We start from the raw sequence: 25,088 nt of genomic DNA on the forward strand, positions 1-25,088 counted from the left end.
ACTTTGACAGCCAATTGCTCTACTGGCACTATTCTTTGGTCGAATAATTCAACAAGCACAAGTTTGACAATTTCGGCAGTCGGGACATATTCAATTTCAGCTAAATGTGTTCTGAACGGCTGTGAATCTGACCCAAGTTCGGCTACGAGTTTAGAAATCAAAGATAAACCAACAGTGCCGACTATTACACCACCAACTAATACGGTAGTTTGCTCGCCAAATTCGCTGACTTTAACAGCCAATTGTACCACTGGAACTATTCTTTGGTCGAATAATTCAACAAGCACAAGTTTGACAATTTCGGCAGTCGGGACATATTCCATTTCAGCTAAATGTGTTTTGAACGGCTGTGAATCTGACCTAAGTTCGGCTACGAGTTTAGAAATCAAAGATAAACCAACAGTGCCGACTATTACACCACCAACTAATACGGTAGTTTGCTCGCCAAATACGCTGACTTTAACAGCCAATTGTACCATTGGAACTATTCTTTGGTCGAATAATTCAGCAAGCACAAGTTTGACAATTTCGGCAGTCGGGACGTATTCCATTTCAGCTAAATGTGTTCTGAACGGCTGCGAATCTAACCCAAGTTCGGCTACGAGTTTAGAAATCAAAGCACTACCAAATATTACTGCCATCAATACTGGACCTTACACTGTTGGGCAAAGTATTAGCTTAATTGGGAATGGAGGTGGAACTTACAGTTGGACTGGCCCAAATAATTTCAGTAGTACACTAAGCACACCAATTATAACAAATATTCTTTCAGCTAATGGAGGTATTTATACCCTCACTGTAGTAGGAGTAAATGGTTGTTCGACAGTAGCAACGACAAATGTTGTGGTCAGTGGCGTTGACCCATGCGACCTAAATCGAATAGTTGATTATTGGTATGTAAAAGCAGGAAATCCACACCTACCATTGTTCAATCTGACTGATGGTATGACTATCAACCAAATTCCAGAACAGGTTTCGGTTTTGGTTACACCTTCATTATGTTCGTCGGTAACTATTGAGAGTTTTGAGATGAATATACAAGGACCAGAACTGAATTGGAATATCCTCCAAAATGTATCCCCTAATGCGTTGTTTGATAATATAGGTACAGATATTTGGGGGAGACACTTCAAACCGGGTAATTATACCTTGACTATAACGGGCTACGCTCAAGACAATAAAGGAGGAGGTATTACATACGGACCAAAAGTTATAAGATTTACTGTTGTGGGTAATTTAGCAACTATCAATGCTCCAACACTTTCAAAAACTGCCATTTGTGCAGGTAGTTCTGTTGATGTAAGTTTTAACATTTCTGGAACATTCAATATCGGTAATGAATTTCGAGTAGAGTTATCTGATTCTTCGGGTAGTTTTGCTACTCCAGTCTTGATAGGAACAACCAACGGTGTTGGCACTCTGAGTTGTGCAATTCCACAAAGTACACTCGAAGGAACTAAGTATTTGATAAGAATATCATCCTCAAATCAGGTAGTAGTGAGTAATCCAGCGATAAGCCAAGTTACGATTCATCCTTATAGCTATAATTTGGTAAGCCCTACAAATAACTTGACAGATTCTAAAATCAAACAAGCAGTTGCGAGCATTAATGCCAGTAACAAAGTAATTTCACCTGCAAGCGTAACTTACCAAGCAGGTAAAGCAATCATTCTGAATGCTGGTTTTGAAGCAAATGCGGGTACTGTTTTCAAGGCAGAGATAAAAAGTTGTGATAATTAACTTTTTGAGGAATAAAACAAAAACCCTTCATTTCATAAAGATTTGAAGGGTTTTGTTTTTTGCATGGAAAAAGCATCTTTATCTATTATCTTTGCAAAAAAACTCCAAGATTATTACGATAAAATGAAGCAATACCACGATTTATTAAAGCATATTCTCGAAAACGGCACAAAAAAAACTGACCGAACAGGTACGGGTACTATTAGTGTATTCGGTTACCAAATGCGGTTCAATCTGCAAGAGGGTTTTCCGCTCGTTACGACCAAAAAAGTACACACCAAATCTATCATTCATGAGCTACTTTGGTTTATTAAAGGAGAAACAAATATTGCTTATTTGAAAGAAAATGGCGTTTCGATTTGGGACGAATGGGCCGACGAAAACGGTGATTTAGGGCCAGTTTATGGCAAACAATGGCGTAGTTGGGAAGCTCCAAATGGCCAAGTGATTGACCAATTGAAAGATGTGTTAAATCAACTAAAAAAATCGCCAGATTCACGCCGAATCATCGTTTCTGCTTGGAATGTGGGCGAATTATCGCAAATGGCATTGATGCCTTGCCATGCGTTTTTCCAGTTCTATGTGGCTGATAATAAGCTTTCTTGCCAATTATACCAACGCAGTGCTGATGTATTTTTGGGGGTTCCGTTCAATATTGCGTCTTATGCACTTTTCACGATGATGGTTGCTCAAGAATGCGGCCTCGAAGCACATGAGTTTATTTGGACAGGTGGTGACACTCACATTTATCTAAACCATTTGGAGCAAGTAGAAAAACAACTTTCTCGTGAACCACGTAAACTACCAAAAATGACTTTAAACCCAGAAGTAAAAAGCATTTTTGATTTTAAATTTGAAGATTTTACTCTCTCAGACTACGACCCATATCCAGCTATAAAAGCCCCAGTAGCTATATAATAAATTAGAGCCGTTGCAAATGCAGCGGCTCTAATATTTACAAAGGTTTTTAGTGTTGACGAAGTTTGTCTGGGTTTTGCTGACAACTCTCCATATTATTTACGGTCACCTGCCAAAGCAATTCCACGTAAAGATTGAGTAGTGATTACAAAATCTTTTTTCAATTTCTCAGTACCTAATTCTACTACGAAAGTATATTCGCCATCAACCAAGTTCGACAAATCAAATGCTTTTACATATTGAGTATCGTTTGATGGATAATCGTAGAAAAACAAGTTATTTTCTTTGTCAACCAAAGAGATTTTAGTTTTTTGTTTTGAAGGGTTTTCAAAAGCTAATTTGAAACGTAAATTTCCTAAGTCTTGTACGCTCAATGTGCTTTTTTCAGTCGATGCAACTTTACCAGCTGCTTTCGTTTGAGCCATTCCTTCTGTTGTAGCAGTTGCTAATGTGAATACTACTGCTAATGCCTTGATGATATTTTTAGTGTTCTTGTTCATTGTCTTAATTGTTTAAAGTCTGTTTGTTAATAAAAATGTGAATTTTGAAAAATTAATTGTTGCTCGCTAAAGAAACTCCTCTAAGAGTTTTGGTTGTGATAGCGAAATCTTTTTTCAATTTTTCTTTACCTGTTTCTACTACGAAACTATATTCACCGTCAGTCAAGTTAGAAAGGTTAAAAGCTCTAACGTATTGAGTATTACCGTATGTGTACTCATCGAAAAGTACATTGTTTTCTTTATCGAGTAAATATATTTTCGTTTTTTGTCGCAAAGGGTTTTCAAAAGCTAACTTAAAGCGAAGACTCCCCATGTCTTGAACGCTCAAATTTGTAACTGTAGCCGTTGAACTTGTTTTTCCTGCGGCAGGCGTTCCTGAAGCAGATTTCGCTTGTGCCATTCCTTCTGTGGCTGTTACCGAGACAATCGCTGCGGCAAGGGCCAATACTAATGCAGATTTCTTCATAATTTTCTTTGTCTGTGTTTTCATTGGAGTAAGATTTTTAAAAAGTTAAAACTAAAAAAAGTCATATCAATTATTTATCTCCGTCGAAAACCTTTGTGTTACAAATGTATGTAAGTATTTGAACACAAGTCAATTAAGAAATCGTTAATTTCTGAAAGTTGTTTTAAAATTATAGCAGAATATTAGAATATTACAACGTTTTTCGGAATACTTCAAGAGAAAATTTGAATAATCCTATTAAATTAATAGACTAAATAGCAGTCAAAATATCACTTTTTTGAGTCAGTTTGCAATACTTCCTTATAATAGTACAAAAACCGATTTTTTGACCGTTTTTACTCATTTTTGCCAAATATTCTTTTTCAAAGATTATGTAGAACTATATTTTTAAAATATTTTAATAAATAATATTGTAGAACAATTTTCTAAATTGTATCCCGCCATCACAATTTAGAAAATTGTGATGGCGATACCGTTTATGTAAATACTTATGTAGAAATTTAAAAAAAATCGTAAATCGTCGTTGAAAAAATCGTCAATCGTTAAAATGCTTAAGGTAAAAAACTTTTCAAAAAGCTATAATAACCACACAATAGTTGCGGTTGAAAACTTAGAAATCCCCGAAGGAATTCATTGGTTCAAGGGTATCAACGGGTCAGGAAAATCAACTTTCTTTCGTTCGGTAGCAGGAATTATTCCTTTCGATGGCGAAATTTCATGGAATAATCTCGACATCCGAAAAGATGCAGTTGACTACCGAATGCAAGTAAACATGAGCGAAGCAGACCCGCTCTACCCCGATTATTTGTCGGGATACGATTTATTAACTTTCATTGCTGAAGCAAAAAAAGCCGACGCTTCGCAACTCAAACAACTCACCGAAGTTTTGGGAGTAGATGTTTACTGGAAATCGGCCATCGGCACTTATTCGAGTGGAATGCTCAAAAAAATCTCATTATTGAGTTCATTTCTCGGAAAACCCAGCTTAATCATGCTCGATGAACCCCTCATTACGATTGATAACCGCTCAGTGCAAATTGTCTATGAACTCGTAAAAGAATATGCCGAAAAACAAGGAGTTAGTTTCCTGCTTTCTTCGCATCAAGACTTCCGATTTGAGAAATTGGCTATCAAGAATATGTATTTGGTTCAAAATCAAACCATTACGCAATTATGAAGACCATTTCTCGCATACTCAGTCTGACGATTACGAAAGAATATTATCGCCAAAATGCGGTATTCATATTTGCCGTAATGATGTTTACTTTTGGTTTCCTGCGTTCAAGCGAGCATATCACTATTATCAAATTGGTGTTAAAACTACCTTCGATGCTCGCTCTAACATTCTTGGTTTGGGCTTTACATACCGCCAAAGTCATGCTTTTCGCTCTCAGAATGTTTGAGGCTAAATCCAACGAATTTCTTTATAATATCAGGCTATTTTCAGCACCCAAACGCTATCTGGCTTTAGGTTTGATGCAATTCAATCTTATTCAACTAACTTTTCTGTATTCGCTATGGATGATAAAAATCGGTATTGAAGAAAAGCAATTCTTAGCCACACTAAGCATTATTTGCTTTAATATCATATTTATATTAGTAGGAATCATCGTTTACGAATATCGCCTCAAGCACCCAAATGTTGTTCGAGCTTCTCCAAAACCTATTCAAAATTTACTCAGTCGCTTTAAAACTCCATCTTATCTTTTTTTTATCAGATATTTATTTGCCAAACAGCCAGTACTATTATTATTAAGTAAACTTTTTACGTGCTTCATGCTCATTGGCGTATGTGGCCTCTACCCTACTGACACTTATGACGAACGCCTTTTGGCTCTTGGTGGACTCTTTGCAGCGGCAGGACACACCGTTTTTTGTCAACAGTTTTTCTATTACGAAAACCAGTTTTTGTCATTGAGTCGTAATCTGCCACTAAGTACACAACAGCGAATTTTGGGTTACTTACTCACCTATTCTTTGCTACTTATTCCCGAATTGATTGTTTTGCTGCGTAACCTACCCGATGGCGTGAGTTATCTTTTTGCTTTGCAACTCATTATTTTTATTCTTTCGATGATATTTCTCAACCATCATACGCAGTATATCGATAATGTATCAAACGACGCTTACTTACAGCGGTTGTTTTTTGCAGGAATTCTGTTCTTACTATTGATAATGTTCAAAATTCCAGTAATTTTGATGGCATTAGTCAATTTCTCACTGGCTATTTTCGTTTTCCACAAAAACTATTACGAAAGCCAGTCTTCATAAATCAAATAGCTATGATTCGCTTCTTTTTTCTGTTTGCTCTTTTATCAAATTTTTGTTCAGCTCAAGGGGTATTCAAACTCTCAGGCGAAGTACAAAACCCTACTGAAAGAAAAGTTCTAATTACGCTTTACCGAGACTGGGTTGGCGACGAAGAAGAATACGAAATCAAACTCAACGATAAAAACCAGTTTAGTTTTAGCACAAGCCTCAATCATGTAGCCTACATTGATTTTTATTACGCCGACCAAGGTTTTCATTATTGGATTATCGAGCCAGAAGATGACATTTCGATGAAGTTTACTCCAAAAAACTTTTGGCCGTCGTTGAAATTTACGGGAATGGGGTCGGATAAACTCAACTATTACGTAAAGCAACGAGAAAAATTTGAAGAAAAACGAGATTTTGAGAAAGAAGCTGATGCCCTCAGCAAAGCCCCGCAAGAACAATATTTTGATTTTTTGGACAATGAACAACAGGCACAAATAGAGTTTTTGGAGAAAACCCCTTATCTTTCCGACAACTTCATTCAATCTCGGAAGGCCGATATTATTGGTACGCTGCAAAACTACAAAGTAAATTTTTTGTCGGGAAGCAAGTACGGTTCTTGGACAGAAGAAAAAGTAAAGAGTTCGTTAAAAATAGAAGAACTCCCCGACTCTGTGCAGGCACATTCGCTCGAATACGGCAATATGTTTCAGAACCTCATGGATTTGTTTGTGGCAAAATCAGCGGTCAGAAAACGTAAAGATTTGACCGAACTTGAAGAAATTAACCTCATCAAATCATCGTATTCTCGTACTTATTTTTCTTTTCAATTGATAGAAAGAGTTACGGCCTTCAAACTCAAAAACATGATTGAGGCTGAAAATATTACGCCAAAAATACAGGCAATGGTCGATGATTTTCTGGCAACGGCTACGAGCCGAGACTACAAAAATTATCTTTCTAAAAAGGTGAGTTTCTCCAAAACGCTTGCCAAAGGCTCGCCCGCCAAACCATTCAAGCTAAAAGATATTGATGGTAAAGAAGTTTCGCTCAAAGATTTTCTTGGTAAGACAGTCTATCTCGATTTTTGGGCAAGTTGGTGCGGGCCGTGTATTTATGACATGAAATTTATGGAAATCGTAAAAGCAAAATTTCAAGATGAGGTAGTTTTCATTCAAATTTCACTCGATAGTGATGCAGAATGGCGTGAAGCGATAAAAATGTACGATGTGAAAGGAATCAACCTCAGAGCTGATGAAAATAGCACGATTACTAAAAACTACGGCGTTACGGGCATTCCCGCCTACTATTTAATTGATAAAAAAGGAAACTTCGCAGTTTCTCAAGTAAGCGACCCCAGCAATGACGAAGGTCAAGAATTAATCAGACAAATTGAGGAGGTTTTACAGAGGAAGTAAATCACCTACTTATTAAGAATCTGCTTAAATTCATTCAACTTTACCACGTTTAAAGGAGGGAAATCTATTTTCTTGAAAACGTCAAAATGTTTATCGTTAGAAACTAAATAATGAGCATTGGTAGAAATAGCAAGGTCAGAAAATTTATTATCGTCTGGGTCATTGATAATCAACCCTAAACGAAAATATGGAACAGCTAATTCAGTATTTGGCGAGGTAAGTAGAATTTTTAGGACTACATCTGCGGTTTCTGGGCTATAAAATTCGCTTAGTTTTTCTTCATACTCTTGCAAAATTTCAGTACTGACAACCCAAGTAAATTCCTTATTTCTGAACGCCAAGTAAAGCCAAAAATAGTCACCATTAGCTGGGATAGAGGCAATCAAGCAATTTGTATCAATAACTACCCGCATTATTTAGTACGTTGGCTATTATTCAACACATTTTCAAAGTCTTCTTTTGTGTATCCTTTATGATTAATGGCATGTTGTACTTCTTTTTGAAGCAAATTATCATAATACTTCAAAAGTATTTCATTGATTTCAGCTTGTTCAGTTTCAGACATTTTCCTACTAAACAGCTTCAATAGATTCAACTGAACATCATTTAAACTTTGGGCAGAAACACTCATGGTACATTAGTTTTATAAATCAAATATATGTAAATTTATTTTATCTTTATATATGACATTTAAATAACAATCATTCTATCATTAAGAATTAGCCTCTTTAATAATTATGACGTTGCTTTTTTGTTTAACGTCTCTATTATGACTCCTCCGTGATGTAAAACTTTCACACAATCATTGATAATAACAATATAGTCAGATGGTTGCATAAATGCACAGTCAAACTCTCCCTCGTACCATCTCACAAATTCATTAAAATGATTGATGTTGAAAGCAAAACTCATTTGTCTTTTTAGGCCTTCATCTGTAAGCAATAATATTTGAGTATCCTTTATGTTTTGGAACATCAAATCAAAAAAGTTATTTTCATCCCAAGAGTCTATTCCAAACTCAAAACTTTCCCAATCTGGAATTTGAGTAATGATAAAATCATTTTCTGGGATAGTAGAAAAAATTACATCAGGATTTACCAAAGCACGTTTGTCAATATCTTTCAAATGAAGTAAACTACTTACCGAATCAGTGAAATTTTGAATAGACAATACTTTTACCATATATTAGCTTTGTTTTTATCAAAAATAATAAATTTAATAATGTCAAAATACCTTATTTTATTCCTACTCAGCCTACTATCATTCAAAACTTTCGCTCAAGAAGAAAACCCTTACGAAGCCTATAAAGTAAAATGGATTGGCAAACCTGCACCCGATTTTAAGTATAAAGATATTAGCGGAAAAGAGTTTTTCTTATCCGACCTCAAAGGAAAAGTTGTCTTAATGAATTGTTGGTTCATTAACTGCTCTGGTTGCAGAATCGAATACCCTGGCTTACAGAATCTAAAAAACAGACTCGAAAAACAACACAAAGCAGACCAAATTGTGCTACTCTCGCTGGCTCTCGATTCTAAAGAACAATTACAAGAATACTTAAAGAAAATGCCGCTTAATTTCTTTCACATGGCCGATGCGGGCGAAATCACGCAAGGTATTTATGGGGCTTTGGGTTTCCCAACAAACCTAATTATTGACAAAAATGGTATTATTCGACACATAAAACTCGGCGGTTCTCCCCAATCAGCCGATGATATTGAATATGAGATGTTGCAATTATTGAAGAAATAGAACTTTAAGATAACCTACTCTTTTTTTCAACTACCCTTATCTTTGCTGGCTGTGTTCCTACAAACCTGATTTTTGTAAAATCTAAAAAAAGTTCCTCACTATTGTTTCCTTGGGTCATCCTTATTTTTACCCAATCATCAATTTCTCACTTGGTCGGTCATTCAAAACTCCCATACATTTGATGCAACAAAACGCAACAAATTATGTGGACATCTATCCTCAAAAGAATCTTAAATATCAGTAAAGCACAAGCACATTCGGCACTCGATTCTATCGAAGACCCAGTGCAAATGATGCAATTGGCTGTAGCTGAGTTAGAAGCCTCAATCGTCAAATTATCGAAAGCTGTGGCCGTAACGATGGCCAATCAGAAAAAGTTACAAAAAGACCATGAACAATTTAAACTCGAAGCTATTTCGTGGTATCAGAAAGCAGCTTTGGCTATGCAAAACGGTAATGAAGATTTAGCAAAAAAAGCACTGACACAAAAAACATTGGCCGAGAAAAAGGAGGTTGAATATGGACTTTTGGCCAAAAATTCACAAAAAATGGTTGAGCAACTCAATGCTCAATTAGATGAGTTTAAGCTAAAACTCGAAGAAACTACCACCAAGCAGAAGATTTATGCTGCACGAGCCGAAACCGCCAAAGCACAAAAACAAATTGCGGAATCGCTCGGTGGACTTAATGCAAGTGCATTGGCTAATCTCGAAAAGTATGAAGATAGAATCAATCATTTATCAGCCGAAGCTGAGAGTATTTCGACAATGAATTCAGCAAAAAACAATCTGAATCGAGAGTTCCGAGAAATCGAAACGGAGCTAAATGTTCAGTCAGATTTTGAGCAATTAAAAGCACAACTGGAACAAAAATCTATAACCGAAAAGCCACTCAATTTAGAGACAATCGAAGTAAAGTTTAAAGAAATGCAGTCGAAAACACCGCAAATCGAACAAAAACAAGACTTAAATAAATTATTAAACGAATTTTTCAAACAGTAAAAGCTATGTCTATTAACTTAAAAAAGGGAGGTTCGATTAACCTCAGCAAAGAAATGACCAAACTCAACAAAGTAATGATTGGTTTGGGTTGGGAAAAAACAAACATGAATATCGACCTTGATGCTTCGGTCTTCATTTTAAGTGGCAATCAAAAACTCATTGCCGATGATTATTTTGTGTTTTATAATAACCTAAAATCTCCCGATGGAGCTATTCAACATACTGGAGATAATCGCACAGGTGCAGCCGAAGATGACGATGAAATCATTTTGGCAAACCTCGAAACTATTTCACCAAACGCTCAGGAGCTGGCTATTTGTGTTTCGATTCATGATGCCGTCAACCGTGGTCATAATTTTGGCTTACTCAAAGACGCCTACATTCGCATCGTTGATGTTGATTCTAAAAAAGAAATCACCAAATACGATTTAGATATTTCGCATGCCTTTGATAACGCCGTTGTCTTTGCACAGGTCAGAAGGTCGGGTAATGAATGGCATTTTTCGGCCAACTCGCAAGGCTCGATTGCGGAATTGCAGGGTTTGGTTGATATGTATGCTTAAAAAATTTACACAATGATAAATCTAACAAAAAACGCAAGAATATCGCTCGAAAAAAATGGAATCGAGCTAAAAGAAATAACCGTTGGCCTCGACTGGGGAAGTATCAAACAAAAAAGCTTCTTTGGGTTACTGAATACTCAAGAAGCCGTTGATTTAGATGGAAGTGTGACGCTTTTCGATAAATTTATGAACGAAATCGAAACGGTTTATTATGGAAATCTAAAATCGAAAGATGGAACAATCAGACACAGCGGTGATGACCGAATCGGCGATTCGTCGGCAGATAATAAAGACAATGAAGTGATTAGTATTAATCTTGAGCGAATTTCAAATGATGTAGATAGTATTTATTTCTACCTAAATTCATACAAACAGCAAGATTTTGCTACCATTCCGTACGCAAAAATCAGAATCATTGAGGGCAAGCACCACAACCCGCAACAAATTTTTGCATCTTTCAATTTATCAACGGAGGACTCTTATCAAGGCTACGTTTCGATGCTGATGGCGAAACTCAAACGTGTAGGCACACGTTGGGAATTTACGGCACTGGGAGAACCAGTTTCAGCCAAAGACATTGCCGAAACCATCAGATTGATAAAACACAGTTATGCCTAAGGTTGTATAAAGAGTAGAGCCGTTGCATGCAACGGCTCTGCGTCTCAACGTCTCTATATTTCTATTTTTTCCTTCTTCCTAAATATTCTTCTATTTCAACCAAACTCAAAGCATTGAAGGTCATATTTTTGGTTAAACCGCCTTTTCGGGCAGCTGCCACACCGTAGTGCATATCGTGGTAGCCTTGCATTTCATGAGCATCGGGATTGATACTTAGCATTACGTTTCGGTCAAGGGCATATTCAATCCAACGCCAATCGAGGTCAAGTCTGTACGGACTGGCATTAATTTCTATTACTACTCCGTTGGCAGCACAACAATCAATAACTTCCTTATAATCAATTGGGTAGCCCTGTCGAGAAAGTAATAAACGACCCGTTGGATGCCCCAAAATTGTCGTATAAGGATTTTCGATAGCACGTACCAAACGCTCAGTTGCACGAGCTTGATTCATCGTAAGGTTCGAGTGAACCGATGCAACGATATAATCAAAACTCGCCAAAACTTCATCAGGATAATCCAACAAGCCATCACCCAAAATATCAGATTCGATTCCTTTCAAAATCTTGAATGGGCGGTCAACCGATAACTTTTTATTCAACTGTTCAATTTCGGCGTGTTGCTGTTGTACTTTCGTAATCAACAAACCACTGGCATAGGTGGCAGACTGCGAGTGGTCGGCAATACCCAAATATTCGAAACCTAATTCCTTGCAATAAGTGGCCATTTGTTCGAGTGAATGTTGACCATCTGAGTAAGTAGAGTGATTGTGCAGAATACCTTTTAGGCTATCCCACGTTACTAAATCTTCGTTCTTGTTTTTCTTTATCCAATCAAACTCATTCACGCCCTCACGCATTTCTGGAATGATGTACGGCACTCCGAATTTTTCATAAATGGCAGTTTCGGCCGATTCTTGAGTCAGACCATCGGTCAGACTTGTGGAAAGTCCTACACTGAGCAGTGAAACGCCACTTTCGTTACGGTGTTTCAGATGGTTTTCGTTGGCTGTATAAACAAACTGTTTGTTAAGTAATTCATTCTCAGCAACATAACGAATTTCAACATTAATCTTATTTTCCAAAAACTTCCCACGCCACACAAACGGAGAAGAAGTTTTCTCATCTTTTATAAAACCTTCGGCCGTGAAATCGGGTAAAGAATCGGTATAAGTTGCCAGAAAAGTCAATGTATCAACGGTTTCTGATTTTCGGCGGATTTGCCCCGAAATTTCTACTTTATTGAAACTTTTCTTGAGTTCTTCCAAAATGATTTCTGCCAGAATAGCGGCCTTATCCATTCTCAGCTTTCCTGCTTGACTTTGAATAAACTTCAACGATTCAAGAATCGATTCTTGCGTTTTTCCACCAAAACCTTTTACTTTCGATATACTGCCGTTTTCGCAAGCAATCTGCAATTCGTTGAGGTTGTCAATGCCCAATTCATTCCACAAAACTTTGATTTTCTTTGCTCCCAAGCCTTTAATCTTAAACATTTCGATAACACCTTCGGGAGTTTTGGTCAGTAAATCCTGTAAGTCTCTGAGCTGACCTGTACTAACCATTTCTAAAATTTTACCCGCCATCATTTTTCCAACTCCTTGAATTTGAGTCAGTTGCGTAAAATCAAGCTGCGATAATTCGCCTACATACTTATCCAAATTATAGGCGGCATTAGTATATGTTTTTATTCTAAACTCGTCTTCGTTGTGGAGTTCGAGTAGTTTTGCAGTGAGTTCGATAGTATCAACAATATCAGAGTTAGACATCATAGTTTTTTCTTAATTTTTGTGCAAATTACGGCAAATTCGGGTCAAATAAAACGACTTGAAGAGCAAAACACAATAAAAAAACTGTAAGGCTTTTTACCCTACAGTTTTTATTATCAAACCATCATTTATTTCAAAAGAAATTGAGATACATTTCAAGACCCACATAGGTTGGGCGGCTCCACGAAATCTGATTGCCCCACTCATACTCAAATCCATGCTGAATATAACGAGTGTTAGTCAGATTTTTGCCCCACAAAGCAATACTCCATTTGCCATTTTTAGGCATAATTCCTGCACGGGCATTCACAATAGTCGCAGCTTTACGAGCAATTACTTCATAATTACTTATATCGTTGTAGGCTTTCCCCGTATAATTGATGTTTGCCCCCAAAACCAATCTATATTTATCGCCTAAATCAACATTATATTGTGGTGCAACCGAAAACGTAGCATTCGGTGCTTTCAATAGTTTGTTGCCCGAATAATCATCTTCGCCAAACATAAATTCACGATAACGCATACCAACTACCCCACCCGAAATATCCAAACGGAGTCTTTTATACATAATATTAAACTCAAGTTCGGCACCAAATCCACTTGTGCGAGCGGCATTAGCCACTTCAATTTTATAACCTTGGTCAAGAATTTCTTGTTTATTTTTATAATCAACGTAGAAAATAGCTCCATTCAGACGAGTACGTTCGTTGAATTTAGACTTGAAACCAAACTCATACGAATTTACATACTCTGGTTTAAAAACTAAACTTGCACCTGTTTCATCGCCCGAAACACTCGTATTGAAACCAGCTCCTTTGAAGCCTCTCGAATATTTCAGATAAGCCATCGCAAAAGGATTTACCTCATAGTTTAAACTGGCTTCTCCTGAGAGTACGTTATCTATCGTACTGGTTTCGTAAGGGTCTGATTTCGACCCCAACTCTACTGCATAATAATCAATTGCACCCACAGGTTTTCCTTTATCCATAAAATAGGTCAAAGGCTGATAATAAGACAGTTTTTTGTTTTCGGCCGTAAAACGTAGGCCTATGTTTGCGGTTAGCTTACTTGTTACCTTATAGCCTCCAGATAAAAACATGGCAATACTTTGCGATGAAATTTTACTATTAGTTGTAGCCGTTTCGACATAATCATTATAACGACCAAACTTTTTCTCCATCAATTTTTCAGCTAATGGCAAAAAGTCTTTTGTCAAAGAAAAAGTGTCTTTGCCACTCACTTGTTCGTTCAGAAAATAAAGGCCTCCTACATATGTAAGCTTTTGGTCACGAGGCGAACTCACTCTGATTTCTTGACTGAAATTTTGTAATTTTTGGTTACGTCCCCAACTCGAAACACTCAACTTCGTGAGGTCGTTATCTCCCAAATAAAAATCATCTGAATTATTATAGGCAGTAATTGATGTAAGCGTACGCCCTTGTTTCAAGTCAAACTCAGCTTTTACCGAACCACCAAATTGCTGACGCTCAAATGTATTCGGCACATCGCTTGTAGTTGATTTATAAGTATCGGCAGGAATTCCAAGAGGGTTTCCGTCTTCTGTTGAACCATAAACAAAAGTATTTTCTCCTTTTACATCTTGTCCGTAATAGAAACGAGCAGTGACACGAGTTTTGTCATTTGGTTTGTAGTAAAGCGAGCCTCTTCCACCACCAAAAATAGTTTTGTTGTATCCATTACTTACCGAATTGAGGTCGGTAATATAACCATTCCGATGTGTAAATGCCCCAGTTAGGCGAAGAGCCAATTTATTCTTGATTAACTCAGTGTTGTATTTTCCCCGAAACTGAGCAAACCCATAGTTCCCAAAATTGACTTCTACTTGCCCATTATTAGCAAATTCGGGCGTTTCAGAAATTACATTGACAACACCACCGACGGTGTTTTTGCCGAAAAGAGTACCTTGAGGCCCACGAAGAACTTCTACCCTTGCGATGTCGAAAAGAGTTGAGTTAAAACCAAACCCACGAGAAAAATATACATCATCAATATAAAGAGCAACTGTTGATTCAAAACCGACGTTATCAAAATTTGAAGCTAATCCTCGAATCGAAAACGTTGGTTGTGATGCCACCCACGAATCGGTCATCATATTGGGTATGTTATTGAGAGCTTCGATGGTGCTATAAACACTTCGACGCTCAATATCACTCGACGAAACTACCGATGCTGCAACGGGTACTTTTTGCAAAAACTCCTCTACCCTACGAGCCGAAACTACCACATCGGGTAATTGCAAATCATTGCTGACCATCTGAAAATCGTATTGAGTATTCACTCCAGTAACCTTAACTGTTTTATGAATATCCTTAAAACCAATGAATTTAACTTCAATATTCAGTTCGCCTAAATTATTAGGTACTCGAAGCTCGTATTGGCCTTTCAAATCAGTAATCGTTCCTCTGCTTGTTCCTTTTATTTCAACGGCTGCCCCAACCAAAGGTTCTCCGTTTTCGGCTCTTGTAACTTTACCTTTCAATTTATTTTGAGCAAAAACCAGCGACGGAAGTAATAATAAAAAGTATATATATCGTTTCATAAGTAGCACTATTAGCGTAATTGAGCAGTTTTAATTTCACTCTTGGCCGACAACACGACCGTTTATTTACAATAATCTATTTGCTTGATTTCAGGCCACTTTCCAATAAACGAATAGCCTTCTTTTGATACAATTCTACTTTATCTGGGTCGTTTTGAGGAGCAAAAGGCTTATTACTGAATCGTACTTTCTCCATGAGATTAGTTGAGATATACGCTAATGTGCGGTTTTTATCATATTTATGCGGTTGAAACTTAACCGTTATTTCTAATAAGATATCAATGGTTTTATCAAATACCCACCATGCTTCTGTATCACCATCGAACGCTTTTGTTATTTTATAACTATTATCATCTTTTTCATCATACTTAAAGCCCAAAGCAGCATCGCCTAATTTTCCGATATATTTCAACTTAACATCATCTATTGGGGCATCATAGATACGACTGATTGCGGGATTTGCTAAAATCTCTTTTTCATAATTCAACTCCAAACCTTTACTCTCAGAAGCACTCAAATCATTCGATAGTTTTTGTATTTTACTGTAATTAATGATATTTTCTTCTTGCAGTTTTTTATTATCGGTAGAAACTCGCTGTACATACAAAGCCATGTTTTTATTGGAGGCAAGCTCAGTGTTTAACGAATCTCTAACGTTTGAAACAATCGTGATGAGTTTCTTTTGGTATTCGTGAAGATTTTTATTTTCGGCCTTTAGTTGCTTATTGACTTGATTACTATGAATGAGCTTTCGTTTTAAGGAAGTAAGCGACTGAGCATTCGTCTGAATCACAATAAGCAGTAAGCATATCGAGAAGTAATGTTTTTTCATGAGACTTATTTTAATGAATTAGGAATGTTATTTGGTTGCGTTTATTAAAGATTAAAGCAAAATAGCTATTAAATCATTCTTTCAAGCAGTACTTTTCACAGTAAATCTCTTTCTCAAATGTTTTTATAGATACTTTATAATCAACAGTTTAAAACTACAATTTTTTTAGGAATATATAAATAAAATAGAACCTTAATTTCTTTAGATTCTATTTTGTATCTATGATTACCCCAATAATTTTCACAATTAAACACATACTATAAAACACTCATAATCAACAATTTAAGATTCATCAAAAGTACATTTAACGACTTTAAGCACATAAAAAAACTCGTACAAGCAAAGCTTCCACGAGTTTTTCACGAAATAATAAATCGAATATTACAACGTCGCTAATACATTATTCATATTTCTAACTGCATCAGCCGATTTTGCAAACGCAGCTTGTTCTTCTTGGTTCAAACGGATGTTGATGATTTTCTCCCAACCGTTACGGCCAATTACTACTGGCACACCCATACAGATGTCTTTTTGACCGTACTCACCATTTAAGTAAACACTTGAAGGAATTACTTTTTTCTCGTCACGCACGATAGCCTCAACAACCGCACATGATGCGATACCTGGAGCATACCAAGCCGAAGTACCCAACAAGCCTGTAAGAGTAGCACCACCAACCATTGTGTCAGCAGCAACTTTCTCCAATACTTCTTTTGATAAGAAACGGCTTACTGGAATACTGTTTACAGTAGCCAAACGAGTCAATGGAATCATTGTAGTATCGCCGTGTCCACCGATTACTTGTCCGTGAATATCGCTTTGAGCAAAACCAGTTGCTTGAGATAAATAATAACGGAAACGTGATGAATCCAAAGAACCACCCATACCAATGATACGTTTTTTGTTTACGCCCATTTCTTGAGCTACTTGATACGCCAAGTAAGTCATTGTATCCATTGGGTTAGAAACAATCAATAAAATCGCTTTTGGTGAGTGAGTCAAGATTTTTGTAACTACATCTCTTACGATACCAGCGTTGATACCAATCAACTCTTCACGAGTCATACCTGGCTTACGTGGTAAACCTGAAGTAATTACTACTACATCAGATTTTGCAGTTTTTGTATAATCATTTGTCGAACCGATGATAGTTGTATCGAAGCCCTCTAATGAAGCTGTTTGCATCAAGTCCATTGCTTTTCCCTCAGCAACACCTTGCTTAATATCGAGCAATACAACTTCATCTACGATTTGCTTGCGAGCAATGTTGTCGGCAGTGGTTGCACCAACCGCACCTGCACCTACTACTGTTACTTTCATAGTTTTTTAAGCCCCCTAACCCCCAAAGGAGGAACTTTTTATAAATTAATTCATGCCTTGGGGTTATGGATTAGACATGAAAGTTGAAGAAATATTTAGATAAATTTATAACTTACCATGTAGCAGTTTTAGTATAAAAATCAGCAAAATGGTTTTGTTGTAAATTGGCAACAAATTTATTGGACAAAACTAATACAAAACAATGTATTTGAATGTTTTTTTTGCATTTTTTATATTTCATGGATAATTTTTATAAGTTTTTACGTTTCTATGGTATGTTTCAGAAAGTCATTGCAGCAATGCGAGCTATTTTTGCACAGGAACTTCGAGAAACCAATTACCCAAAAATTTCTTTTACAAAGCACAATAACCTAATAAAATGAGTACCAAAGCGAGTTCAACACAAAGTTTGCTGTCAAAAATAATCGAATCTGCCATTTATAAAAGTGCTTTGGGGAAAGCCCCTCGAATCGCAAAAAATGCAAAAAGTTTATTGAAATTATTACAAGCCGCTCTCACTAAAACCCAAGAAATGGGCGTAGGCGGAATTTTTGATGTCATCAGAGAGAAAATCACAATCATGGGTACGCTTATCAAAGCATACGCTGTGGGTGATTATCGCCAAATCGAACTCGGTAATTTACTTAAAATCATTGCCGCTTTTGTATATTTTATATCACCGATTGACATCATTCCTGACTTCTTGCCATTTATTGGCTTGAGCGATGATGTGGCTCTATTGGTATTTATTTTTAAAAGTATTGACGATGAACTCGTAAAATTTGACCAGTGGAAAAATAAGAAATAGACAATTAGGAGGATTGAATCGACATAAACTAAAATTCAGTTGATAATCAATCTTTTAATCATCGAAGCCTTATTTTTTACATCAAATATCGAACTCAGCCAGTCGAAAGTTTAAGACGAAATTAATTTTTTAATTTCCAATTTACTTTTACATTTGTAGTAGAATAAACAAAATAAAAACACTGTGGACAGTAGTCTGCGGTCTATCGACTAAAAAACACTTTAAATTAATAATATTATGTTTGGTCTTGGAAGTACAGAAATGATTCTGATTTTAGTTGTAATTCTTTTCTTTTTCGGTGCTAAGAAATTACCTGAGCTTGCACGTGGATTAGGAAAAGGAATTCGTGAGTTTAAAGATGCTTCTCGTGAAGTAAAAGAAAACATCGAAAAAGCAACTTCAGAAGATAAATAAGGATTTTTTTGCCAATATTCTGCTGCCTTCGGCTTCGCTCAGGTAACCGCATATTGGCAACACCTTAACAACAGCCACTCAGTTTTAAATTGAGTGCTGTTGTTTTTTTGTTTAGATACATCTCATTCTAAGTATTACATCTGCTTTTTTGTAGATTTGCAGAATTAAATTAATTAATTGTAAGAGTAAAAAAATGGAAATATTTGGCAATATCAATTCTTTAGATTGCTCATCACAGATTATACTTGGTGATGCCTTAGAAGTATTGCGAACACAAATTAAAGATAGTTCCATAGATTTAATTTTTGCAGACCCTCCGTACAACATCGGAAAAAACTTTAATGGTACTTTAGATAAATGGGCTAAAGATGATGATTATCTAAGTTGGTGTTATGAATGGCTTGATTTATGTATTCAGAAACTAAAGCCAAATGGAAGTTTGTACGTAATGACTTCCACCCAATTTATGCCTTATTTCGATATCCACCTGAGAAAAAAGTTACATATTCTATCCAGAATCGTTTGGTCGTATGATAGTTCGGGGGTCCAAGCCAAAAAATATTTTGGTTCAATGTACGAGCCGATACTTTTTTGCACCAAAGATAAAAGCAACTATACTTTTAATGCTGAAGATATCTTGGTTGAAGCTAAAACAGGAGCTAAACGAAAGCTAATTGACTATAGAAAAGCAGTTCCTACGGTCTATAATTCCGAAAAAGTCCCTGGTAATGTTTGGGATTTTGCCAGAGTTCGTTACAGAATGGATGAATATGAGAACCACCCTACTCAAAAACCTATTGCTTTGTTGGAACGTATTATTAAAGCAAGTTCTAATAAAGGAGATTTGGTCTTAGACCCATTCTCTGGCACGTTTACAACCTGCTTTGTTGCTCAAAAATTAGGTAGAAAATCTATTGGAATTGATTTACAAGAAGATTATATAAAAATAGGTTTAAGACGACTTAATTTAGCAAAAGAATACAAAGGCGAGTCGTTACAAAAAGAAACTCGAACTTTTGAAACTAACTATGTTTCCACTGACAATAAATTGCCACAGACATTAACTTTATTTGAATAAGATGGAACATACATTTACGTTGAATATTAAAACTATTTTACAAAAAGAGTTTCAAGAAAATGCAGATAAGATTTTTGAAAAAAGCCTGTTAATTCAGTATATCAATGAAAAAACTCGTTCTGCTAATCGTGGTTCTAAATCACGTTCAAGCTTTGCGAATCTTTATGCGATATACGTAATCGTTGAAGATTATATTTCAAATAGATTCCAAGAAAAGGGTGGTTATACAGATTACGAAGGTGCATTATTTAACAAACTTTTGGCAAGACAGAGAGAATTACCTTTTGGCAATAAGTTACAAAATCATGCTTTGAATAATCGAATGAACGCCGAGTTTCAAAAATATTTTCCCAATTCAGAGTATATTCCAATTATTCGTAATCTGACAACTAACCGTTACTGGATTAATGAGAATCTTCTAAAAATTCAAATTGAACAAAAGAACTTCAATATTTCAAAGACAATTATTGAGATAATTGATGAGTATTCTAAAACTAAGCAAGATGCCTTTCAAAGATTTATCAAATCATGTGAAGAGCTACAAAAAATTGCAACTCAAAACTCAACCGAAGTTGAAGAATTTATTATTAGCCTGTTAGCTCCAAGTGTAGATGCAAGGCTTTTTGAAATAATAAGTTTCTCTATTCTCAAATACCATTATCAAGACAGTATAATTTATTGGGGATATGACCTTACTCAACTCAATAAGGAAAAACTAAAGTTATATAAAACAGGTAGAACAAATGCTAATGATGGAGGAATAGATTTTGTAATGAAACCTCTTGGAAGGTTTTTCCAAGTTACTGAAACTTTAGATTTTAAGAAATACTTCTTAGACATTGACAAAATTCAAAAGTATCCAGTCACATTTATTGTAAAATCTGATGTAGAAATAGATATTCTGTACAATAAAATTAGGCAAAATGCCCTAAAAACTTATTCAATCAATAGCATTGTAGAGAAATACTTGAGTTGTATTGAAGAGCTTATTAACATTTCTATACTCCAACAAAGGCTCAAAGAAGCTGTTAACAATGGTTATTTGAATCAGATACTTGAAGAAATAATAAACCAAAGCAAGGTAGAGTTCAACTACTCAGATGACGAAGAAATCGACGAAATTTAATTAAAATGACCAAATACAATTCATTCAAAGAAGTAAAACAAGCCATTTCCAGCGGTGAAACCAACTGTGTTTCGTTGGTAAAGCATTATTTACAGCAAATCGAAACCCATAAAAATCTGAATGTTTTTCTGGAAGTATATGCCGATGAAGCCCTAAAACAAGCAGAAACTGTTGACCAGAAAATTAAAGACGGAACAGCTGGACGTTTGGCGGGTATGGTTATTGGCTTGAAAGATGTGTTGGCCTACGAAAATCATGGATTACAAGCATCAAGCAAAATCTTAAATGGTTTCCAGTCGCAATTTACGGCTACTGCCGTTGAGCGAATCTTGGCCGAAGATGCCATTATTATCGGTCGCCAAAACTGTGATGAATTTGCAATGGGTTCGTCCAACGAAAACTCTGCTTTTGGCCCAACCCTCAACTTTGCCGACCCAACTCGTGTACCGGGTGGCTCTTCGGGAGCTTCGGCCGTAGCCGTGCAAGCCGACATGTGTTTGGCATCGCTTGGGTCTGATACTGGTGGTTCGGTACGTCAGCCAGCGGCTTTTTGTGGCGTAGTTGGCTTAAAACCAACCTACTCGAGGGTTTCTCGTTGGGGTCTGATTGCCTACGCATCATCTTTTGACTGCATCGGGCCAATTACCAAAACGGTTGAAGATGCTGCCCTCCTACTCGAAATCATAGCAGGTGCTGACGAACACGACAGTACCGTTTCGCATACCTCAGTTCCTGCCTATTCTGAAAACCTTGCTCCGAAAAAACAATATCGCCTTGCGTACATGCGTGAAGCACTCGAAAGTGAAGGACTGGACGAAGACGTAAGAAAAAATACGGCAGTAAAAATTGAGCAACTTCGAGCGGCAGGACACATTGTTGAGGCGGTTGACTACCCTTTGATGAAATATTTATTGCCAACGTATTATATCTTAACAACTGCCGAAGCAAGTTCAAATCTTTCGAGATTCGATGGCGTTCGTTACGGGCATCGTGCCGCAGGTGTTAAAAATTTAGAGCAACTCTACAAAAAATCACGTGCTGAAGGCTTCGGAGCAGAGGTGCGTCGTCGCATTATTATAGGTACTTTTGTATTAAGTGCAGATTATTATGATGCTTATTATACGAAAGCCCAGAGGGTTCGTCGTTTAATAAAAGAATCGACTGATGAGATTTTATCAAAATACGATTTTCTGATTTCGCCAACCACGCCGACACCGGCAATTAAGATTGGTGAAAAATCAGATGACCAATTACAAATGTTTTTGATGGACATCTTTACGGTTCAAGCAAATGTGATAGGAAATCCTTGTATTTCGATTCCAAATGGTGAAAATTCAGAAGGTTTACCAATCGGAATTCAAATTCTTGGCAAGAATTTTGATGAAGCAGAAATGCTCGCTTTTGCAAAATCATTAGAGCAATAGAATATTTTTGAATAATTTATACTTTCAGAAATATTTGAAAATACAAAAATAAAACACTATTTACTTGACAAAAAAGTACTTATGAATTATTTTTGATGATGGTTTGCTTTCCTAACACCATAAATCAAGCGTAAAATACCTTCGCTAATATATTATAATGATGAAGATATCTAAAAAAATTCTTGTCCTAACGAGTTTTTTGGGTTGTGCGTGTTTCATTACAAATGCACAATCAGTCATTCCTGAAGAGGCAATTACAGTTTCGGCCGAAGACTCGCTCGTTGAAGAACTTCCTACCGTAGAGGCTTTCATTCCGACTGCCGACGTCAATAAAGTGCGAGAAGGGTTTCAGAACATGCAGCGTTCGATTCCTTTACAGTATAATTCAATCGTACATAGCTTTGTAGATTATTTTATCTTCAAAAAGCCGAGCTTTACAAAAAAAATGCTCGAAAGGAAGAATTTTTACTTCCCGATTTTTGAGAAATATTTAGCAAAATACAATATGCCTGACGAACTAAAGTATCTTTCGATGCTTGAATCAGGCTTGAATCCGAAGGCAATTTCACACGCAAAAGCGGTTGGTCTTTGGCAATTTATGAAACCTACGGGTAAAGATTTTGGCTTACGAGTTGACGAATACGTTGATGACCGCATGGACATCGAAAAGTCAACCGAAGCAGCTTGTAAGTATTTCCGCCAGTTATATAATATCTTCGGAGATTGGGAATTGGTTTTGGCATCATACAATACTGGTCCAGGTAATTTACGTCGTGCGATTCGTCGTGCAGGAAATATCACCAACTATTGGCAATTACACCCCTACTTGCACAAAGATACTCGTGCGTATGTTCCGCAGTTCACGGCCATTATGTACATGATGAATCATGCTGATGAATATGGTATCTTCCCAGAAGAAATCATGGAGCCTGTGGCAGTTGAGAAAGTAATTATTGATGGCTATTTAGACCTCGAAACTTTCTCAAACATGAGTGGTATCAGTATTGATGATATTCAGAAACACAATCCTTCAATTCTAAAAGGTGTTTTACCAGCTCACTCGAGAGGTTTTGAATTAAAAATTCCTGCTGAAAGCTATGCGTATTTTGAGGCTAATCGACAAATGATTTTAGATTCGGCTCAAAGACAAAATGGAGTTTCGGTGATGTTGGCATCAAGTAAAGATGTAATCGAAAATGGTGTGGTTATCATAGGTGGTGGCTCGGCAAGAGCATCGAACGATAACGAAACAATAGTTGAAGAAAATGATAAGCCTGAAAAAGTCGAAGACGAAATCAAGAAAATTCGTAAAGTAAAGAAGAAGACTTATACAGTAAAAAGAGGCGATGTATTGAATCGAATTGCTGAAAAGTATGACGTTGATATGTATGATTTGAAAGTGTGGAATCACTTAAAGTCATCGAAAATCATGGTTGGACAAAAACTCGTAATATTGGATGACGATGAAGAGGTTGTTGAGGTAGAACGTACGATTAAGGAAGAAAGAAAATCGAAGAAAACGATAGAAAAGACCAAACCTAAATATCATATTGTTCAGAGAGGTGATACGCTTTGGAGCATTTCGCAAAGATACGGTGGTATTTCGGTAGAGAAAATCAAGAAAATGAACGGTTTACGCTCAAATTCAGTAAAAAAAGGTCAGAAATTGAAAATTGTTTAATCGGCAATGATTCTATACAAAAGCGGTATCAAGAAAAATCTTGGTACCGCTTTTAGTTTATATTTACCTATGGCAGTAGCCCCAAAAACTACATTTATAGGGGTCTTCGCACTGGTTGCCAACGCTAATTTGTGGAATACTATCTTGCTCCAAAACATTCTTAAAATGCTCAATATTTGCCGCAATACTGCCTTGTAGGGCTTTTACTTCGGTAGTTACATCTATAATTTTATATGTTTCTACTTCATCACTTAGTACTAATTTGGCATCAAGGTCTTGCCCTAAAGCTCCTTTCGTAACAAAGTATTGCAAGGCTATGTCTTGAATATGCGTTTGCTTTAGTTCCGAACTACTTTTTATCTCTTGAATCTCCCACTTTCCACTACTTCTCGTCAACACATCATTCATTACCAAAACTTCTTGATAGACAAAAGTAGCCTCAAAAATATCAGAAACTTGTTTTTGTAATGCTTTCTGGGTCAAAGATTGATAATCATTTCTGCTCTTGGCAATTTTCTCAATATCAACTGCAAACGGAAAATACTTTGCTCGGTAAGCATCTTCAAAATCATGGCCGCCTTTAAACTTAGCCAGTGTTTCAGGACTGAGAGGGTCTTGAAGTTTATAGTGATATTTATAGAGATATAATTGCTTATCACACTGGACGCCTTTAATATAGGCAGTCTTTGAAAATAGGTAATTCGACATATTTTTGATTCAAATGAATTAGTAAGCAAAAGTATAAAAACTTATAGCAGTAAATTAACTAACGAAAGTTTGATTTTGCTTTACAAGAAGCTCATTTTTTATATTATCTACCACCAAAAGCTTTGCTAAAATCTAATCCG

The 25,088-nt window shown here is 36.4% G+C and carries 25 protein-coding genes; 15 read left to right on the forward strand and 10 right to left on the reverse strand.

Going from position 1 to position 25,088, the window contains the following annotated elements; genetic code table 11:
- Together IEX65_RS26540 and IEX65_RS26545 are read left to right on the forward strand one after the other, a co-directional pair.
- On the forward strand, positions 1–1,740 hold a 1,740-nt coding region (locus tag IEX65_RS26540; RefSeq protein ID WP_229250923.1), incomplete at its 5' end, for a 3-coathanger stack domain-containing protein.
- Between the two features lie 123 nt (positions 1,741–1,863).
- Positions 1,864–2,658: a thymidylate synthase gene (locus IEX65_RS26545; protein ID WP_188771283.1), complete on the forward strand. Its 795-nt coding sequence runs from the start codon at positions 1,864–1,866 to the stop codon at positions 2,656–2,658.
- 95 nt (positions 2,659–2,753) lie between these two features.
- On the opposite strand, the gene IEX65_RS26550 is transcribed toward IEX65_RS26545, so the two are convergent.
- Together IEX65_RS26550 and IEX65_RS26555 are read right to left on the reverse strand one after the other, a co-directional pair.
- The gene (locus IEX65_RS26550; protein ID WP_188771193.1) at positions 2,754–3,158 is read right to left on the reverse strand and encodes a hypothetical protein; all 405 of its coding nucleotides are present in this window, start codon (positions 3,156–3,158) and stop codon (positions 2,754–2,756) included.
- 52 nt (positions 3,159–3,210) lie between these two features.
- Positions 3,211–3,648 (reverse strand): hypothetical protein, encoded by a 438-nt coding sequence (locus tag IEX65_RS26555; protein ID WP_188771195.1) that lies wholly within the window; start codon positions 3,646–3,648, stop codon positions 3,211–3,213.
- A 523-nt stretch (positions 3,649–4,171) separates the two neighbouring features.
- On the opposite strand from IEX65_RS26555, the gene IEX65_RS26560 reads away from it, so the two are divergent.
- From IEX65_RS26560 to IEX65_RS26570, 3 genes are read left to right on the forward strand one after another with little or no spacing between them, the layout of a single operon-like run.
- Complete coding sequence (locus tag IEX65_RS26560) at positions 4,172–4,801, forward strand: ABC transporter ATP-binding protein (protein ID WP_188771197.1); 630 nt, start codon at positions 4,172–4,174, stop codon at positions 4,799–4,801.
- Positions 4,798–5,895 (forward strand): hypothetical protein, encoded by a 1,098-nt coding sequence (locus IEX65_RS26565; RefSeq protein ID WP_188771199.1) that lies wholly within the window; start codon positions 4,798–4,800, stop codon positions 5,893–5,895. Before IEX65_RS26560 ends, IEX65_RS26565 begins: the two co-directional genes overlap by 4 nt.
- An 11-nt stretch (positions 5,896–5,906) precedes the next feature.
- Positions 5,907–7,298, forward strand: coding sequence for a TlpA family protein disulfide reductase (locus IEX65_RS26570; protein WP_188771201.1), 1,392 nt, complete (start codon positions 5,907–5,909; stop codon positions 7,296–7,298).
- A 5-nt stretch (positions 7,299–7,303) separates the two neighbouring features.
- On the opposite strand, the gene IEX65_RS26575 is transcribed toward IEX65_RS26570, so the two are convergent.
- The 3 genes from IEX65_RS26575 to IEX65_RS26585 all read right to left on the reverse strand — a co-directional run bounded on the left by IEX65_RS26575 (position 7,304) and on the right by IEX65_RS26585 (position 8,480).
- Positions 7,304–7,711 carry a putative toxin-antitoxin system toxin component, PIN family gene (locus IEX65_RS26575; RefSeq protein WP_188771203.1) on the reverse strand — a complete coding sequence of 136 codons (408 nt, stop codon included), beginning with the start codon at positions 7,709–7,711 and terminating at the stop codon, positions 7,304–7,306.
- The gene (locus tag IEX65_RS26580) at positions 7,711–7,929 is read right to left on the reverse strand and encodes a DUF8507 family protein (protein ID WP_510185809.1); all 219 of its coding nucleotides are present in this window, start codon (positions 7,927–7,929) and stop codon (positions 7,711–7,713) included. Before IEX65_RS26580 ends, IEX65_RS26575 begins: the two co-directional genes overlap by 1 nt.
- A 104-nt stretch (positions 7,930–8,033) precedes the next feature.
- Positions 8,034–8,480, reverse strand: a complete 447-nt coding sequence (locus tag IEX65_RS26585; protein WP_188771207.1) for a hypothetical protein — start codon at positions 8,478–8,480, stop codon at positions 8,034–8,036.
- Positions 8,481–8,519: 39 nt separating this feature from the next.
- Between IEX65_RS26585 and IEX65_RS26590 the strand changes: the two genes are divergently transcribed.
- From IEX65_RS26590 to IEX65_RS26605, 4 genes are all read left to right on the forward strand, one after another.
- Positions 8,520–9,047 (forward strand): peroxiredoxin family protein, encoded by a 528-nt coding sequence (locus IEX65_RS26590; RefSeq protein ID WP_188771211.1) that lies wholly within the window; start codon positions 8,520–8,522, stop codon positions 9,045–9,047.
- A 203-nt stretch (positions 9,048–9,250) separates the two neighbouring features.
- Positions 9,251–10,048, forward strand: coding sequence for a PspA/IM30 family protein (locus IEX65_RS26595; RefSeq protein WP_188771213.1), 798 nt, complete (start codon positions 9,251–9,253; stop codon positions 10,046–10,048).
- A 5-nt stretch (positions 10,049–10,053) separates the two neighbouring features.
- A complete protein-coding gene (locus IEX65_RS26600) occupies positions 10,054–10,611 on the forward strand; it encodes a TerD family protein (RefSeq protein ID WP_188771215.1) in 558 nt (185 codons plus the stop codon).
- Between the two features lie 12 nt (positions 10,612–10,623).
- A complete protein-coding gene (locus IEX65_RS26605; RefSeq protein ID WP_188771217.1) occupies positions 10,624–11,229 on the forward strand; it encodes a TerD family protein in 606 nt (201 codons plus the stop codon).
- Between the two features lie 61 nt (positions 11,230–11,290).
- Here the strand turns inward: IEX65_RS26605 and IEX65_RS26610 are convergent, their stop codons facing one another.
- The 4 genes from IEX65_RS26610 to IEX65_RS26625 all read right to left on the reverse strand — a co-directional run bounded on the left by IEX65_RS26610 (position 11,291) and on the right by IEX65_RS26625 (position 17,709).
- Positions 11,291–12,997, reverse strand: coding sequence for a PHP domain-containing protein (locus IEX65_RS26610; RefSeq protein ID WP_188771285.1), 1,707 nt, complete (start codon positions 12,995–12,997; stop codon positions 11,291–11,293).
- A gap of 133 nt (positions 12,998–13,130) precedes the next feature.
- A complete protein-coding gene (locus IEX65_RS26615; RefSeq protein ID WP_188771219.1) occupies positions 13,131–15,557 on the reverse strand; it encodes a TonB-dependent receptor in 2,427 nt (808 codons plus the stop codon).
- Between the two features lie 76 nt (positions 15,558–15,633).
- Positions 15,634–16,389, reverse strand: a complete 756-nt coding sequence (locus IEX65_RS26620; protein WP_188771221.1) for a hypothetical protein — start codon at positions 16,387–16,389, stop codon at positions 15,634–15,636.
- 381 nt (positions 16,390–16,770) lie between these two features.
- On the reverse strand, positions 16,771–17,709 hold the full coding sequence (locus IEX65_RS26625; protein WP_188771223.1) for a malate dehydrogenase: 939 nt from the start codon (positions 17,707–17,709) through the stop codon (positions 16,771–16,773).
- A 379-nt stretch (positions 17,710–18,088) separates the two neighbouring features.
- On the opposite strand from IEX65_RS26625, the gene IEX65_RS26630 reads away from it, so the two are divergent.
- The 6 genes from IEX65_RS26630 to IEX65_RS26655 all read left to right on the forward strand — a co-directional run bounded on the left by IEX65_RS26630 (position 18,089) and on the right by IEX65_RS26655 (position 24,240).
- Entirely contained in the window at positions 18,089–18,517 is a 429-nt protein-coding gene (locus tag IEX65_RS26630; RefSeq protein ID WP_188771224.1) for a YkvA family protein, read from the forward strand.
- Positions 18,518–18,754: 237 nt separating this feature from the next.
- Complete coding sequence (locus tag IEX65_RS26635; protein WP_188771226.1) at positions 18,755–18,931, forward strand: Sec-independent protein translocase subunit TatA/TatB; 177 nt, start codon at positions 18,755–18,757, stop codon at positions 18,929–18,931.
- 193 nt (positions 18,932–19,124) lie between these two features.
- Positions 19,125–20,009: an adenine-specific DNA-methyltransferase gene (yhdJ, locus tag IEX65_RS26640; protein ID WP_188771228.1), complete on the forward strand. Its 885-nt coding sequence runs from the start codon at positions 19,125–19,127 to the stop codon at positions 20,007–20,009.
- A gap of 1 nt (position 20,010) precedes the next feature.
- Positions 20,011–21,135: a restriction endonuclease gene (locus IEX65_RS26645; RefSeq protein ID WP_188771230.1), complete on the forward strand. Its 1,125-nt coding sequence runs from the start codon at positions 20,011–20,013 to the stop codon at positions 21,133–21,135.
- Positions 21,136–21,140: 5 nt separating this feature from the next.
- Positions 21,141–22,559, forward strand: coding sequence for an Asp-tRNA(Asn)/Glu-tRNA(Gln) amidotransferase subunit GatA (gatA, locus tag IEX65_RS26650; RefSeq protein WP_188771232.1), 1,419 nt, complete (start codon positions 21,141–21,143; stop codon positions 22,557–22,559).
- Positions 22,560–22,716: 157 nt separating this feature from the next.
- Complete coding sequence (locus tag IEX65_RS26655) at positions 22,717–24,240, forward strand: lytic transglycosylase domain-containing protein (RefSeq protein ID WP_188771234.1); 1,524 nt, start codon at positions 22,717–22,719, stop codon at positions 24,238–24,240.
- Positions 24,241–24,303: 63 nt separating this feature from the next.
- Here the strand turns inward: IEX65_RS26655 and IEX65_RS26660 are convergent, their stop codons facing one another.
- Complete coding sequence (locus IEX65_RS26660; protein WP_188771236.1) at positions 24,304–24,948, reverse strand: Dna2/Cas4 domain-containing protein; 645 nt, start codon at positions 24,946–24,948, stop codon at positions 24,304–24,306.
- Between the last annotated feature and the right edge of the window lie 140 nt (positions 24,949–25,088).

It is taken from the genome of Emticicia aquatilis, assembly GCF_014644295.1.
Taxonomy (GTDB): domain Bacteria; phylum Bacteroidota; class Bacteroidia; order Cytophagales; family Spirosomataceae; genus Emticicia; species Emticicia aquatilis.

Excerpts from the sequence above, each read along its gene's own strand:
- IEX65_RS26590 (WP_188771211.1), top strand. The coding sequence starts at position 8,520 with ATGTCAAAATACCTTATTTTATTCCTACTCAGCCTACTATCATTCAAA.
- IEX65_RS26615 (WP_188771219.1), bottom strand. The coding sequence starts at position 15,557 with ATGAAACGATATATATACTTTTTATTATTACTTCCGTCGCTGGTTTTT.
- IEX65_RS26575 (WP_188771203.1), bottom strand. The coding sequence starts at position 7,711 with ATGCGGGTAGTTATTGATACAAATTGCTTGATTGCCTCTATCCCAGCT.
- IEX65_RS26645 (WP_188771230.1), top strand. The coding sequence starts at position 20,011 with ATGGAACATACATTTACGTTGAATATTAAAACTATTTTACAAAAAGAG.
- IEX65_RS26620 (WP_188771221.1), bottom strand. The coding sequence starts at position 16,389 with ATGAAAAAACATTACTTCTCGATATGCTTACTGCTTATTGTGATTCAG.
- IEX65_RS26565 (WP_188771199.1), top strand. The coding sequence starts at position 4,798 with ATGAAGACCATTTCTCGCATACTCAGTCTGACGATTACGAAAGAATAT.
- IEX65_RS26635 (WP_188771226.1), top strand. The coding sequence starts at position 18,755 with ATGTTTGGTCTTGGAAGTACAGAAATGATTCTGATTTTAGTTGTAATT.
- IEX65_RS26625 (WP_188771223.1), bottom strand. The coding sequence starts at position 17,709 with ATGAAAGTAACAGTAGTAGGTGCAGGTGCGGTTGGTGCAACCACTGCC.
- IEX65_RS26555 (WP_188771195.1), bottom strand. The coding sequence starts at position 3,648 with ATGAAAACACAGACAAAGAAAATTATGAAGAAATCTGCATTAGTATTG.
- IEX65_RS26560 (WP_188771197.1), top strand. The coding sequence starts at position 4,172 with ATGCTTAAGGTAAAAAACTTTTCAAAAAGCTATAATAACCACACAATA.
- IEX65_RS26600 (WP_188771215.1), top strand. The coding sequence starts at position 10,054 with ATGTCTATTAACTTAAAAAAGGGAGGTTCGATTAACCTCAGCAAAGAA.
- IEX65_RS26570 (WP_188771201.1), top strand. The coding sequence starts at position 5,907 with ATGATTCGCTTCTTTTTTCTGTTTGCTCTTTTATCAAATTTTTGTTCA.
- IEX65_RS26580 (WP_510185809.1), bottom strand. The coding sequence starts at position 7,929 with ATGAGTGTTTCTGCCCAAAGTTTAAATGATGTTCAGTTGAATCTATTG.
- IEX65_RS26595 (WP_188771213.1), top strand. The coding sequence starts at position 9,251 with ATGTGGACATCTATCCTCAAAAGAATCTTAAATATCAGTAAAGCACAA.
- IEX65_RS26630 (WP_188771224.1), top strand. The coding sequence starts at position 18,089 with ATGAGTACCAAAGCGAGTTCAACACAAAGTTTGCTGTCAAAAATAATC.
- IEX65_RS26585 (WP_188771207.1), bottom strand. The coding sequence starts at position 8,480 with ATGGTAAAAGTATTGTCTATTCAAAATTTCACTGATTCGGTAAGTAGT.
- IEX65_RS26655 (WP_188771234.1), top strand. The coding sequence starts at position 22,717 with ATGATGAAGATATCTAAAAAAATTCTTGTCCTAACGAGTTTTTTGGGT.
- IEX65_RS26610 (WP_188771285.1), bottom strand. The coding sequence starts at position 12,997 with ATGTCTAACTCTGATATTGTTGATACTATCGAACTCACTGCAAAACTA.
- IEX65_RS26660 (WP_188771236.1), bottom strand. The coding sequence starts at position 24,948 with ATGTCGAATTACCTATTTTCAAAGACTGCCTATATTAAAGGCGTCCAG.
- IEX65_RS26545 (WP_188771283.1), top strand. The coding sequence starts at position 1,864 with ATGAAGCAATACCACGATTTATTAAAGCATATTCTCGAAAACGGCACA.
- IEX65_RS26605 (WP_188771217.1), top strand. The coding sequence starts at position 10,624 with ATGATAAATCTAACAAAAAACGCAAGAATATCGCTCGAAAAAAATGGA.
- IEX65_RS26550 (WP_188771193.1), bottom strand. The coding sequence starts at position 3,158 with ATGAACAAGAACACTAAAAATATCATCAAGGCATTAGCAGTAGTATTC.
- yhdJ (WP_188771228.1), top strand. The coding sequence starts at position 19,125 with ATGGAAATATTTGGCAATATCAATTCTTTAGATTGCTCATCACAGATT.
- gatA (WP_188771232.1), top strand. The coding sequence starts at position 21,141 with ATGACCAAATACAATTCATTCAAAGAAGTAAAACAAGCCATTTCCAGC.